The organism is Thermodesulfobacteriota bacterium, from assembly GCA_025062045.1.
In the GTDB taxonomy this organism is placed as follows: domain Bacteria; phylum Desulfobacterota; class Syntrophorhabdia; order Syntrophorhabdales; family JANXAF01; genus JANXAF01.
The window spans coordinates 43,449-55,606 of record JANXAF010000008.1 but is presented as its reverse complement, the minus strand read 5'-3'; the positions used below and the strand labels follow the sequence as shown (position 1 = coordinate 55,606).

The 12,158-nt window shown below is 41.5% G+C and carries 16 protein-coding genes; 9 read left to right on the top strand and 7 right to left on the bottom strand.

What is annotated here, in order from left to right; genetic code table 11:
- Positions 1 to 15 precede the first annotated feature (15 nt).
- Together NZ583_06800 and NZ583_06795 are read right to left on the bottom strand one after the other, a co-directional pair.
- The gene (locus NZ583_06800; protein ID MCS7281317.1) at positions 16 to 1,425 is read right to left on the bottom strand and encodes an ATP-binding protein; all 1,410 of its coding nucleotides are present in this window, start codon (positions 1,423 to 1,425) and stop codon (positions 16 to 18) included.
- Positions 1,415 to 2,086: a response regulator transcription factor gene (locus NZ583_06795; GenBank protein ID MCS7281316.1), complete on the bottom strand. Its 672-nt coding sequence runs from the start codon at positions 2,084 to 2,086 to the stop codon at positions 1,415 to 1,417. The genes NZ583_06800 and NZ583_06795 overlap by 11 nt, the downstream gene beginning before the upstream one ends.
- Here NZ583_06795 and NZ583_06790 point away from each other — a divergent pair.
- Positions 2,070 to 2,900, top strand: coding sequence for a tRNA (adenine-N1)-methyltransferase (locus tag NZ583_06790; protein ID MCS7281315.1), 831 nt, complete (start codon positions 2,070 to 2,072; stop codon positions 2,898 to 2,900). The two genes, NZ583_06795 and NZ583_06790, sit on opposite strands and share 17 nt — an antisense overlap.
- Here the strand turns inward: NZ583_06790 and NZ583_06785 are convergent.
- Positions 2,887 to 3,573: a TIGR00730 family Rossman fold protein gene (locus NZ583_06785; protein MCS7281314.1), complete on the bottom strand. Its 687-nt coding sequence runs from the start codon at positions 3,571 to 3,573 to the stop codon at positions 2,887 to 2,889. The two genes, NZ583_06790 and NZ583_06785, sit on opposite strands and share 14 nt — an antisense overlap.
- A gap of 59 nt (positions 3,574 to 3,632) precedes the next feature.
- Here NZ583_06785 and NZ583_06780 point away from each other — a divergent pair, with 59 nt between their 5' ends.
- Genes NZ583_06780 through NZ583_06760 form a run of 5 tightly spaced genes read left to right on the top strand, consistent with a single transcriptional unit; the run spans position 3,633 to position 8,568 of the window.
- Positions 3,633 to 4,586, top strand: coding sequence for an ROK family protein (locus NZ583_06780; protein ID MCS7281313.1), 954 nt, complete (start codon positions 3,633 to 3,635; stop codon positions 4,584 to 4,586).
- A complete protein-coding gene (locus tag NZ583_06775; GenBank protein MCS7281312.1) occupies positions 4,570 to 5,214 on the top strand; it encodes a class I SAM-dependent methyltransferase in 645 nt (214 codons plus the stop codon). The genes NZ583_06780 and NZ583_06775 overlap by 17 nt, the downstream gene beginning before the upstream one ends.
- Before the next feature lie 3 nt (positions 5,215 to 5,217).
- Positions 5,218 to 6,180 carry a glycosyltransferase family 2 protein gene (locus NZ583_06770; protein MCS7281311.1) on the top strand — a complete coding sequence of 321 codons (963 nt, stop codon included), beginning with the start codon at positions 5,218 to 5,220 and terminating at the stop codon, positions 6,178 to 6,180.
- 4 nt (positions 6,181 to 6,184) lie between these two features.
- Positions 6,185 to 7,588, top strand: coding sequence for a hypothetical protein (locus NZ583_06765; GenBank protein ID MCS7281310.1), 1,404 nt, complete (start codon positions 6,185 to 6,187; stop codon positions 7,586 to 7,588).
- Positions 7,576 to 8,568, top strand: coding sequence for a glycosyltransferase family 4 protein (locus NZ583_06760; protein ID MCS7281309.1), 993 nt, complete (start codon positions 7,576 to 7,578; stop codon positions 8,566 to 8,568). The genes NZ583_06765 and NZ583_06760 overlap by 13 nt, the downstream gene beginning before the upstream one ends.
- A 1-nt stretch (position 8,569) precedes the next feature.
- On the opposite strand, the gene NZ583_06755 is transcribed toward NZ583_06760, so the two are convergent.
- The 3 genes from NZ583_06755 to NZ583_06745 are packed head-to-tail and all read right to left on the bottom strand — an operon-like array spanning position 8,570 to position 10,193.
- Positions 8,570 to 9,037: a response regulator gene (locus NZ583_06755; GenBank protein ID MCS7281308.1), complete on the bottom strand. Its 468-nt coding sequence runs from the start codon at positions 9,035 to 9,037 to the stop codon at positions 8,570 to 8,572.
- Between the two features lie 59 nt (positions 9,038 to 9,096).
- Positions 9,097 to 9,555 carry a C40 family peptidase gene (locus NZ583_06750; GenBank protein MCS7281307.1) on the bottom strand — a complete coding sequence of 153 codons (459 nt, stop codon included), beginning with the start codon at positions 9,553 to 9,555 and terminating at the stop codon, positions 9,097 to 9,099.
- Positions 9,552 to 10,193: an HAD family phosphatase gene (locus tag NZ583_06745; GenBank protein MCS7281306.1), complete on the bottom strand. Its 642-nt coding sequence runs from the start codon at positions 10,191 to 10,193 to the stop codon at positions 9,552 to 9,554. The genes NZ583_06750 and NZ583_06745 overlap by 4 nt, the downstream gene beginning before the upstream one ends.
- A gap of 51 nt (positions 10,194 to 10,244) precedes the next feature.
- Between NZ583_06745 and NZ583_06740 the strand changes: the two genes are divergently transcribed.
- A complete protein-coding gene (locus NZ583_06740) occupies positions 10,245 to 10,808 on the top strand; it encodes a class I SAM-dependent methyltransferase (protein MCS7281305.1) in 564 nt (187 codons plus the stop codon).
- Entirely contained in the window at positions 10,805 to 11,419 is a 615-nt protein-coding gene (locus NZ583_06735) for an L-threonylcarbamoyladenylate synthase (protein MCS7281304.1), read from the top strand. Before NZ583_06740 ends, NZ583_06735 begins: the two co-directional genes overlap by 4 nt.
- Here the strand turns inward: NZ583_06735 and NZ583_06730 are convergent.
- Entirely contained in the window at positions 11,397 to 11,750 is a 354-nt protein-coding gene (locus tag NZ583_06730; GenBank protein MCS7281303.1) for a zinc ribbon domain-containing protein, read from the bottom strand. The two genes, NZ583_06735 and NZ583_06730, sit on opposite strands and share 23 nt — an antisense overlap.
- Before the next feature lie 102 nt (positions 11,751 to 11,852).
- Here NZ583_06730 and NZ583_06725 point away from each other — a divergent pair, with 102 nt between their 5' ends.
- Complete coding sequence (locus NZ583_06725; protein ID MCS7281302.1) at positions 11,853 to 12,158, top strand: hypothetical protein; 306 nt, start codon at positions 11,853 to 11,855, stop codon at positions 12,156 to 12,158.

Below are 12,158 nucleotides of genomic sequence, written 5' to 3'. Positions count from 1 at the left end.
GCGCTCCTCCTTATTTTACCCAATGGGTAGTCTGACCGAGAAGGTGCTTCCGAGACGAGGTGTGCTTTTAACCTCGATCATACCGTTGTGGGCCTCGGCGATCCACTTGCTTATAGAAAGGCCGAGTCCTGTTCCAGACTCTCTCCTTCTCGACTTATCAGCCCTGTAGAACCGATCAAAAATGTATTTAATGTCTGTTTCGCTTATGCCTATTCCAGTGTCCTTTACATCTATCCGGGCGTATCCATTTTCCACGTAACTCGTTACTTCCACCTTTCCTCCGGGGTTAGTGTACTTTATTCCGTTGTCGATGATATTTACAAGCATCCTTCTCAATTTCAGTTCATCTCCCAAGATACTCACATCTTCCAAGTACCCTATCTCCAGATTGACCCCCTTCTCCTCAGCGTAACTTTTCATGTCGAGGCACACATCCGTTATGAGATCGTGAAGTGCAACAGGTTCTTTAACTAAAGGCAAATTGTTAGTCTCAGCTTTGGAAAGGAAAAGCAGATCGTCTATTATCTTTGTCATCCTGTCTATCTCCTCGAGATTGCTTCTTAGTATCCTTTGGTACTCCTCTTTGTCCCTTTCCTTCCTAAGCGCCACTTCTGTTTCTCCTTTCATTATCGCAAGCGGTGTTTTAAGCTCGTGGGAGACGTCTAGACTAAACTGGTTTATCCTTTGAAAAGAATCCCTCAGCCTCTCTATCATCTCGTTAAACGTCTCTGCGAGCTTACCTAGCTCGTCCCTTCTGCCACCCACATCTATCTTTTCATCGAGATTACTAGAAGATATCTTTATAGCTGCCTTTCTTATCTGGTCTACTGGTCTTAGGCTTTTCTTTGCCAAAAAATATCCACCTATCAAAGTGAAAATTAGGGCACTTGGGATACTGATGGCCATGACAACAATAAGCTTCGAAAGCGACTCATAGTAATCTTCGAGAGAGGTACCAACCTGTACTATGCTAACTACTTTGCCATTTTCGATTATAGGAAGTGTTATGATTCGTAACCTTGAGCCTTTCTCCCCTATTGTTTCGTACGTTGCTATTCCCGAAAGAGCCTTCTCTAAAGATTTGTAACTTATCGGCAATGTTTGAGTTTCAAGGTCGCTCATCTGGGCACCAATCTTTCCTGATGCGTCGAGTATCTGGATAACTTTACCTTTCGGTTTTCTTCCAAAAATGTTCTCAAGATAACTCTCGAAGTTTCCAAAAATTGTGGGTGCGCTCGTATCGACTATAGATGAGGAAAGAACATCCGCAATTGACTTGAGCTTTCTGTCTATGCTTTGCTCTAGACTAGTCTTATAGTAAACGTACACCCATACAGAAAAAGCTATAAGAACAAGACCGAGGATCGATCCGTACCAGAGAGCTAACTTCCATTTGATGGGTAGCACTACACCTTTAATTTTCATCCTTGAGAATGTATCCAGTTCCTCTTATGGTTTGGATGTACCTTTTCTTTGAAAGCTTTTCCATCTTCTTCCTCAAAAAATTTACGTACACATCCACAATGTTTGTGGAATCGATCTTCCCTCCCCACACATACGCTCCAATCTCTTCCCTCGTCAATGGTCTTTCTCTATGTCTGAACATGTATTCCAAAATCATAAATTCCTTTTCGGTAAGATCCACATCCTTCGAGGAAACCATGAGTTTTCTCGTGTAAGGATCGAGCTTAAGTTCTTTGTACTCCATAATCCGTGAATCCTTCGATTTACTCCTCCGAAGGAGAGCCCTCATCCTCGCAAGTAACTCGTCGAACGAAAAAGGTTTCGTAAGATAGTCATCGCTTCCTAAATCAAGTCCCCTCACTATGTCCTCCTTTGAAGTCCTTGCGGTAATTATTAGGACAGGCGTATCGACACCTTGTGCTCTTACGATTCTTAGAAGCTCAAGCCCGTCTATTTCGGGAATCATGAGGTCAAGTAATATTATGTCGTAGTTCTTTTTAAGGATCAGTTCGAGACCTGATTTGCCGTCAAGTGCGACATCCACTGCATAACCTTCTTCTTCGAGCCCTTTCTTCATGAAGTCTAAAAGCTTTTCCTCATCTTCGATGAGAAGGACTTCCACAAAGGTTATTATAGCATTTTCCGTTGAAAAAATCTTAAAGATTCTGAATACTTTTTACGCAATGCCCAAGATCGAAGACGGCACGTATGTCCTAATCGTCCATAATGACAGAAGATACCTAAAGCGAGTAAAAAAGGGGGAATCCTACTTTGGAAAGGGTGGAAGATTGTCATACGACGAGCTAATAGGCAAGGAATTTGGTTTTAAATACGGGGAGTATGCGATTTTAGAACCGACTTTAGAAGACGTCATCATGCTGGGACTAAGGAGGGAGACGCAGATTGTTTATCCGAAAGACAGTGCCTATGTATGCCTCAAATTGAACCTGAAAAATGGTTCGAAAGTATTAGAAATAGGAGCTGGAAGCGGAGGTCTCACCCTTGTGTTTTCCCGTGCGTGCGGTAAGGAGGGAAAGGTTGTGAGCCTAGAGAGGGAAGAGAGGCATTACAAAAATTTGAAAAAAAATCTCGAATCTTTCGGAGAGCTAGCGAACGTGGATCTAATACTTGGAGATGTAGACTCTATTAAGGGGGATGAATTCGATGCGTGTTTTATCGATGTCAGGGAGCCTTGGCTATATACCGAAAAAATCTGGGAAGTCTTAAAACCGAGCGGTGTTGTAGGAACTATAGTTCCGACAGCCAACCAGATCTCTGAAACCTTGAAGGGACTGGAACGCGGATTTGCAAATATTGAAGTATTGGAGATACTTATCAGACCTTATAAAACTGTTCCGGAAAGGATAAGACCGGTCGACAGAATGGTGGCACACACAGGCTACCTCATATTTGCAAGAAAGGTCAAAGAATTATGAATTTCTTAATGTAAGCAACAATTTCATCTATGTCGTCCATGACGGTAAAAATATTTAAGTCTTCAGGACATATAGCACCGGAGCCCAAAAGTTTGTTTTTGATCCACTCCACAAGGCCCGCCCAATATTCCGAGTCTACAAGTACAACTGGAAACGGTTTTACCTTTTTCGTCTGGATAAGGGTTATAGCTTCAAAGCATTCATCTAGGGTTCCGAAGCCACCGGGCATTATTATGTAGCCTATAGCATACTTGATAAACATAACCTTTCTTACGAAGAAGTACCTGAAATTCAGCTTAATGTTAGCATAAGGATTGGGTTTTTGCTCAAGGGGCAGTTCTATGTTTAGGCCTACGGATTTTACACCTGCATCCCTTGCCCCCTTATTTGCAGCCTCCATTACTCCTCCACCGCCGCCAGTTATTATGTTAAAGCCATTTCTTCCCAAGGACCTTGCAAGCTGGTAGGTCTTGGCGTAAAGAGGGTCATCCTTCTTGCACCTGGCGCTTCCGAAAATACTGACTGCCGGGTATATATCTGAAAGATTTTCGAACCCTTCGACAAACTCCGCCATGATTCTGAAAAGCCTCCATGTGTCTCGAAGAGTTATTTCATCGATCAAAAATTGCTTTTCCATCTGAGTTGCCCCTTTTGGCTTGAGATTTTTGGACATGGCGTTATATTATTAAACAAGTTCTCACCTGTCAATTTAAAGTTACTGGAATCGGCCAAATGGTCCATGGCGGTGTAAGGATCGGGATCGACATAGGAGGAACCAAGACAAGCTTTGGGTTTTTCGACGAGGCGGGAAAGCTAGTATTTTTTGAAAAGATTGGAACTGAAAAAGATTACGAATACCTAAAGGATAAAATGTTAAGTTCCATAGTTAGGGTTGTTTCGGAAAAAGGGATAAAGATCAAAGACATAAAAAAAATAGGGATTGCTTGTGCCGGACAGATAGACACGGAAAAAGGGATAGTGAAATTTTCGCCAAACCTTGGATGGCGCGATATACCTCTGAAGACCGATTTTGAGTCTTTTTTTTCCGTAGAAACTTACGTTGAAAATGATGCAAATGCTGCAACATACGGAGAATGGAGATTCTCTTTTTCGGGAAAGCCGAAAAACGTTGTTGGTATCTTTATAGGTACTGGGGTCGGGGGAGGCATTATCATAGACGGAAGGCTGTACCGAGGCTCCAAATCTCTCGCAGGAGAGATCGGGCATATGATTTTAAATCCTGACAAATACCCATGCAACTGCGGTTCCAGAGGATGTTTCGAAGCCATATGCGGAGGAGATTACATATTGCAAAGGGTTCGCAGGATTTTAGATGGGAGTCCAAAAGGCAAAATATGGGAAATGATAAGGAATGGTAAGCTCTATGTATCCTATGTTGAGGAAGGTTATTATCTTGGAGATGAAATCTTAAAAAACATCTGGGAAGAGGTTATAGTCTATTTAGGCTTCGCCTTGGTCAACATAGCGAATATTTTTAACCCAGAATTGATAATTCTTGGGGGGGGTGTTATAGATGGGACAAAAAGGCTCGTTTCGGAAGCAAAGAGGGTTTTTGAAGAAAAGGCCATGTTCGAAAGCAAAAGACATCTCTCCATCGAAATTTCTAAACTTGGCGACCGTGCCGGCATTTTGGGTGCGGCGTTCATAGATGGAACGATTGGATAAACACCCTTATTACTTCACACCTCGGATCGATATTATAGAGATGGTCCCTGAGGGTGTTGAAAGAATTTTGGACATTGGATGCGGTGGTGGGGAAACTAGCCGGATACTCAAGGAAAAAGGAAAGACAGTAGTAGGCATTGAGATAAGAAAGGATATAGCCAAGTTCGCTGCCCAATATTACGATGAAGTGTTTGTGGGTGATGTGGAAGAAATAGACCTACCATTTCCGCCTGGTTACTTTGACTGTATAATTTACGGAGACATCCTTGAGCACCTTGTGGATCCTTGGTCGCTACTTAAAAAACACAATAAGTATCTTAGGATGGATGGATTTTTGGTTGTGAGCATCCCCAATGTGAGACACTACAGGGTTTTAAAAAAACTTATCTTTTATGGAACCTGGGATTACACGGATGAGGGGATTCTCGATAGAACTCATCTTAGGTTTTTTACACTTAAGACCGCGAAAGATATGATTAGTGAGGCGGGATTTAAGGTTCGGGTAGTAAAATTTAGGATTTCTGGAGCGCGATGGCTCAAATTACTCAATGAGTGCTTGGGAAAGATTCTCCTTGAGTTTTTGGCCCGGCAATACCTGATCTTGGCCGTAAAAGATAAAAGGTTTTGATTCTTGTCAAGGGTTACTATCATTATTCCCAACTACAACGGAGAAAAGCTACTTCCTCTTCCGCTTGAGTCCTTAAAAACGCAGGACTTTAAAGATTTCACAACCGTAGTCGTGGATAACGGATCGAAAGATAATTCTCTTTCCCTTTTGAAAGAAAGATATCCTGAGATAACGGTCATAAGATTGGAAAAAAATTACGGTTTCTCATTCGCTGTCAATCGTGGAATCGAAGCCGCAGAATCGGAGTACATAGCACTTCTCAACAATGATATGGAAGTCACACCGGGATGGTTGAGAGAGATGGTTGATGCCCTTGATAGGTATCAAGATGCGGGGGCTTGCAACCCCAAAGTTCTAAGGTACCGTGAGCCAGATAGAATAAATGTTTTAGGTATCCGTTATAACAGTAACAGTGCGGTAGAAATCATAGGCGCAGGAAAAGAGGACAGATATGAATACTGTAGCAACATAAGGTACATCTTCGGTGTAAACGCCGGCGCCTCTCTATATAGAAGGAGCATGTTCGAAGATATAGGTCTTTTCGATGAGACCTTTTTTGCGTCCTTTGAAGATGTGGATTTGAGTTTTAGGGCCCAGCTTGCGGGATATAAAGCCATCTTCGTTCCTTACGCCGTTGCCTACCACATGGTTGGAGCGACGATAAAGAGAAAAAGGTACCTCCAGACTTACCTCAACAATAGAAACTCCCTTTTGTGCTTTGTAAAGAACATGCCGTATGAGCTTATCGTGAAAAACTTTCCAAAGGTGTTAAGATATAGGCTGTCTATGCTTTTTGAGAGAACTTTCCTTAACTTCTACAAGATTAGAACGTACTATTTTCTATCAGGAATTTTTTCGGCATTTCTCAAGTTACCCTATGTGCTTGAAGAGAGAAAAAAAGTTCAAAAAAAAAGAAGGGTAAGTGTTGAATACATTGAGTCAATTATGGACAAGGATTTCTTGTAAGGCAATGTTAAAAAAGGATTCAATCGTCTGGTATCTGAAGGATGAAAGTCTAAAAAATGTCCTTAAGTCTCAGCATTTCGGATGGGCACGGGCCCACAAAATCATAGAACTTGCGGGTAATAATAGGATCTTTGTCAAATGTTTTGTTGAGAAAGGTATCTTCGGATATCTAAGGAACTTCTTTTCTCCGAGAGGAAAAAAAGAGTTTGAAACTTATGAAAGGCTAAAAGACCTTGCCATCGAGACGCCTAAAGGCTTAGGGTACGGATTAGGATCTTTACGTTCTTTTTCAGTCTGGGAGTATGTAGAGGCAGAAACTTATCTTAAAAAGTTTAAGGAGGCTAAAGACAGGTCGCTTTTACTTAAAATTCTTGCCGAGTTCTTAAAAAAACTTAAATCGAAAAAAGTAAGGCATGATGACTTACACTTGGATAATCTATTGATCGTGGATGGTCGTTTGATTCTCGTTGATTTTCACAAGGTAAAGATTAAAAAGAGATTTGGCAAAAAGGACGAAATATCGAACATCTCTTATGCGCTTCATACCTTATACGACGAGCTCAGACATGACGAGCTTCAGGTCTTTTTTAATTTCTACGGAGATCCATCGATTAGAGGAAGTGTCGAAAGGAAAATCGAGGACCTAAGAAGGTCTTGGATTCAAAGGAAGCTCAAAAGGTCGGACAAAACCACATCTTTAGTTTTGAGTCAAAACGGCTTTAGATTTTTGAAAGGCTTTGAGGGAGTAAGAGAAGGTAACTTGGTGGAGCTTATAAAAGAAGATAGGAAAGTCACTCTTTTGAGATACTCCAACTGCGTAAAAAAAATTTACAAAAGCAGAAGAAGATTGAAGCGGGCTTGGGCCAATAGTGTAGTTTTTGAATACCTCGGTACCCGTATAGTTCCTAGGGCCTTTGCCATGAGGCTTCCTAGTTTTAGGTCGCACGGTTTTATCCTCATGGAAGATCTGAAAAAGCAAGGCGGTTTTGAGCTTGATAGGTTTTTAGATCAAACCTACGAAAGGATGGAAGAAACCCAAAGGCTCACACTTCTCAAAGATTTTTCAGCCTTCCTTCTTAAGCTAATCAAGCTCGGTATCTTTCATAAGGACTTTAAGGGCTGTAACATCTTTTTTGTTCCCCAGGTAGGCTTTTACCTTTTGGACGTTGAAGATATTGTTTTTAAAAAGTTAGGATGGGAAGAGCTAGCATCCATGCTTTCAACCCTCAATAACACCATTCCCAAAAAGGTATCTATTATGGATCGGTTAAGAATCATCGCCTCAATCGATGCTCTCTCGAAAGAAGAGAAGAGAAAACTCATAAAAAAAGTTACGGAGAACTCAAAAGAAAGGGAAATAGTCTACGTGGGAAAAGAAGGTCTCGTTTTTAAGCGATGGGAAGTATAAACCTAACCTTTTTCATCCAGGGACATAATGTAGCGTCTTCAAGGCTTAGGGTCCTTCAGTACATACCCTATCTCAAAAAAGCGGAGATCAACCCTAAAGTCTTTGAGTATCCGAAGAATATTTCTGGATGGATCAAGATGTATACGTATTTTAGGGGTTCGGATGCCATCTTCTTTCAGAGGAAGAGACCACCGCTAAACCTCCTTATTCTTTTAAAACTCATGAAAAAAAAGATCATATACGACTTTGACGATGCAATTATGTTCAAAAACTCCCTCTCAGAAAATCCCTATTCGCTAAGAAGAATGATGAGCTTTAGAAGGATCATGCGGTTTTCTGATCTTGTGATAGCAGGAAACAGTTTTTTAAAAGAGGAGGCTCTAAAATTCAATAGCAACGTTTACGTGCTACCTACGCCAATAGATGGAAGCCGTTACTTTCAAAGGCCACACAAAGAGACGGGCACGGTAAACATAGGCTGGATAGGAGACCATGGAAGTATACACTATTTAGAAAGCTACAAGGATGTATGGGAAGAAATTGGAAAGAGCTACAAGAACGTGATTCTCACTATTATCTGCGACACATCCATAGAGACAGAGCACATAAAAGTAAATCCCGTAAGGTGGAGCTTAGAAACCGAAACCGAGGAGCTCTCAAAAATCGATATTGGAGTCATGCCCCTTTTTGATGACCTTTGGTCTAAGGGGAAATGTGGTTTTAAAATTATCCAGTACCTAGGGATGGGAATACCGTGCGTTTGTACGCCGGTGGGCATAAATAAGGATATAGTCGATGACGGAATAGAGGGATTTTGGGCCCGTACGAAGGAGGAGTGGATTGAAAAGCTTTCTCTGCTTATCGAGAACCCAAGCCTAAGAAGAAAGATGGGCGAGATGGGAAGGAAAAAGGTCACGTCCAACTTTACGGTTGAGGTCTGCGCGCCAAAGCTTGTAAATTACATAAGATCTCTTTTTTAGCTCAGTATCCTATCTTCTTTCTCCAGTCGGGCTCAAATTCCTCATCAAAGAATTTTTCAAGCTTTTTCAAAATCTTTCTCCAACCAGACTCATACTCGCTTGTCAAAACATCTTTAAGGAAGGGCACGATTTCTCCAAGCTTGTTTTTCGGTAAATAAGCTCTGGCCTTCATCTCATAGGAACGTTTCAGTGATTCAGAATTGAGGGAATGGGCGGTAAGCATGACAACTTTTAAGCCCTTCTTTACCGCCATATCTAAAAGATCAAAACCCCTAACTCCCATAATGTCCAAAATGACTATGTCATAATCGTTCTTTTCCAGTTTCTCTTTTGCCTCTTCAAACGTTCTTGCTTCGTCAAACTGACAGGTCTCACACGCGTCTACAATCTCTTCCCTTAGAACTTGCAAGACATCCGGTTCATCATCCACAGCAAGGATCTTTTTTCCGTCAAGAATCGGCTCTTTCATCATATCCCTCCTTTTTTGGATTATAGATGCATATACCACACAGAAACCGCATAAGTAAATCAAAAGATTACTGATCGGAAAGTCAAAACCCTTCTTTCCCAGTATGGAGAACGGAGAGAATCGACCCCTACACCCTTGGCTTTGGAGGCATGGATGAACTCTTCTTTATTCAACATAATTCCGGCGTGTAAATCCTTTTGAATTTTAAAAAAGACGATATCTCCGGGCAAGACGTTTTCTTTTGCGACCTCAATTCCAACTTTAATTAGCTTTTCTGTCGAGATTGGTAGGTCTATATTCACTTTCTTGAATACGTAATGAATAAGTCCGCTACAGTCGAACCTTTCCGGTCCTTTTCCACCAGCCATGTACGGTTTTCCGAGAAGGGATAATGAAACCTCAACGATCCGGTTTCTTATCTCTTCTTGTCCCTCATAAACTCTGATTTTTTTGGGAGCGCATCCAAAAAGGGATACGATTATAATGGATAATAGGACCAAAGGCAGGATTTCTCTCACCGATGCAACTCCAAAAGCGGGACCACATCCAAAAGATTATCGCTTGTTACCGAGTAGTTCACGTAGGGAATGATTTCTGGTTCAGGGTTAAACCCTATCGAGACCCCCACGCTTTGAAACATTGTAAGATCGCCTACCCCATCCCCTATGGCGAAGGCGTCTTCCCTTCTTAGGCCAAATCTCTTTAGTACGTTTTTGACGACTCTGTCCTTTCTTCCCTGTTCCACGTTTATATTAATCTTCCCTGTTATAAACCCATCGGAGGTTAAAAGTTCATTGGATACCGCAAGATCGATACCAAGTAATTCCTTCACTCTGTTTACAACGAGGCTAAGTCCCGTAGAAACTATAACTGTGTAAAAACCCATATCCTTTAAAATCTTTATAGCTTTTTCCGCACCTTTTGTGAGAGGTATCTCTTTTACGATTTCTAATACTTCTTTTAGCGATCTCCCTGCCCAGAGGTAGGCATCTTTTCTGCAAAATTCGTAATAGTCGATCTTTCCTTCAAGGTATAGCCTTTGGAAGTGCTCTGCCAGATCATCCCATAAGTTTAAGCGTCTGTGGAGATACTCCCAGCTACTTTTGATTTGAGTTAGGGTTCCATCGCAATCCAAAAATAGTACCCTTGAAGGCATACCCGTTTTATAGCATTGAAAACTGAAAAAGTCTATCCTACAATCTTCGACATGAGTGTAGACTGGGAGAGAAGGTACAAAGAAGGCTTTTATTCGCGAGATTTAAAGACACACTGGGTCCTTGAAAGGTACCATTCTTTGATAAAATCGGGACCAGTACTCGAGATCGCCATGGGTATTGGCAGGGACTTAATCTTTCTTTCGGAGAGAGGATATAGGGCTATAGGAATGGACATATCTATGGAGGCGCTAAGACAGGCAAAAGAGAGGTTTAATAAAAAAGGAATGAAAGATTTCTTCCTTGTGAGGGCCGATGCCCAAAACCTGCCTTTCAAGGAAGGTAAATTTGGTTGTGTTCTCGTTTTTTACTTTCTGATACGAGGGATCGTGAAAGAACTTAAAAATCTGCTCAAAAAGGATGGACTTTTAGTATACGAGACATATCTTAAACGGCAAAACTTAATAGAGGGATTTCGCAACCCGGACTATCTTTTGGAAGACGGAGAGTTGCTCCATCTATTCGAGGACTTTGAATGCATCTTTTACGAAGAAGGGATATTTGAGACGAATGGAAAAAGGAGAGCTTTGGCCAGATTTGTCGGAAGAAAAAAATGATCGTTGAGTGGAACCCAAAAAGGCCAAAGAGAAAGATAACAGAAAAACTAAGGGAAGTCCTCCTTTCTGGAGGCGTTATAGCTTATCCTACTGACACTTTTTACGGGCTCGGATGTGACTCTTACAACGTAAAGGCCATAAAGAAGCTCTACCAGATAAGGAAAATGGATGAGAAGAAAGCGATGAGCCTTATCTGTAGGTCATTCAAAGAGATTAGCACCTATGCGATAGTAAGTGAGTTTGCTTTCAAAATCATGAAACTCATATTGCCCGGTCCTTATACAGTTGTACTCAGGGCAAAAAAGATAGTCCCCAAGATTATGATGACACCCCGCAAGGAAATCGGAATCCGCATGCCACTTCATGATGTACCCATCGGTCTTGCAAATCTTATCGATCGACCGATACTTAACACAACGGCAAAGGTTTCGGGTGAGGACGTTCTTACAGATCCCAAATCGATTGAGAGAAGGCTTAAAGGGCTCATAGATATTGTAATAGACGGCGGACTCCTTCTAGGAAGTGAACCCTCCACCGTAGTGAAACTTGTGGATGACAGAGTGGAGATCTTAAGAACCGGTAAAGGCCCTATTGATCTTCTTCCTCTTTAGACTCTTTTGAACTTTGAGCCTCGGATAAAGCTTCCTCTATCGTTTCTTCGAAATCCTCTCCGAGTTCATCGCCGAATTCCTTCCCTATCCTTCTCATAAACCTTTCAACACTTCTTGGGTTATTCTCATCAAGATCTGAAAATTTAGCTGGATCTAACATGCTTTCGATCCGTTTCTCTTCGCTTTTTAGAATGGCCACCCTCGAAATCATCTTCTCGACCCTTTTGCTTCCACAAAACTTACAATAAGGCTCGATAGTCTCACTTACCCTAAGGGAAAGGAAGGTAGAGATTTTTTTACACTCTGGGCATCTATACTCGTATATCGGCATATAAAAGCACCTCTTTCATTATACAGAAAACCCTGATACTCCATCAAGCTTTCATAAAAAATTCTTGACTCAAGTTCCATTAACTGTTACTAATTGAAAGCCATGTTCATATGGCTCTTCCACAGAATAAGTGGAGTTGCCCTTCTTATCCTTTTCGGGATAAAGATTTTTACAAGTTTCTTTCTTTTTACTAAGGATGCCAAGCCTGATTGGGCGTTAAGCCTCCATAGGAATCCGGCGATGGATATTCTCATTCTTGTTCTTTTCACCTTCCATAGCGTATACGGTATCCGCAATATAGTGCTAGATTTGGGTTACAGGAACGAAAAAAAGCTCTTTATCGCTTCGAATGCGCTAGCCGGAATAATCTCATTGGTTTTAATTTATCTCTACGCCTTATTCTCATAG

Coding starts and splice junctions, on each gene's coding strand:
- NZ583_06800 (MCS7281317.1), bottom strand. CDS start 1,425: ATGAAAATTAAAGGTGTAGTGCTACCCATCAAATGGAAGTTAGCTCTC.
- NZ583_06790 (MCS7281315.1), top strand. CDS start 2,070: ATGAGAAGGACTTCCACAAAGGTTATTATAGCATTTTCCGTTGAAAAA.
- NZ583_06785 (MCS7281314.1), bottom strand. CDS start 3,573: ATGTCCAAAAATCTCAAGCCAAAAGGGGCAACTCAGATGGAAAAGCAA.
- NZ583_06780 (MCS7281313.1), top strand. CDS start 3,633: ATGGTCCATGGCGGTGTAAGGATCGGGATCGACATAGGAGGAACCAAG.
- NZ583_06775 (MCS7281312.1), top strand. CDS start 4,570: ATGGAACGATTGGATAAACACCCTTATTACTTCACACCTCGGATCGAT.
- NZ583_06765 (MCS7281310.1), top strand. CDS start 6,185: ATGTTAAAAAAGGATTCAATCGTCTGGTATCTGAAGGATGAAAGTCTA.
- NZ583_06760 (MCS7281309.1), top strand. CDS start 7,576: ATGGGAAGTATAAACCTAACCTTTTTCATCCAGGGACATAATGTAGCG.
- NZ583_06755 (MCS7281308.1), bottom strand. CDS start 9,037: ATGAAAGAGCCGATTCTTGACGGAAAAAAGATCCTTGCTGTGGATGAT.
- NZ583_06745 (MCS7281306.1), bottom strand. CDS start 10,193: ATGCCTTCAAGGGTACTATTTTTGGATTGCGATGGAACCCTAACTCAA.
- NZ583_06740 (MCS7281305.1), top strand. CDS start 10,245: ATGAGTGTAGACTGGGAGAGAAGGTACAAAGAAGGCTTTTATTCGCGA.
- NZ583_06735 (MCS7281304.1), top strand. CDS start 10,805: ATGATCGTTGAGTGGAACCCAAAAAGGCCAAAGAGAAAGATAACAGAA.
- NZ583_06730 (MCS7281303.1), bottom strand. CDS start 11,750: ATGCCGATATACGAGTATAGATGCCCAGAGTGTAAAAAAATCTCTACC.
- NZ583_06725 (MCS7281302.1), top strand. CDS start 11,853: ATGTTCATATGGCTCTTCCACAGAATAAGTGGAGTTGCCCTTCTTATC.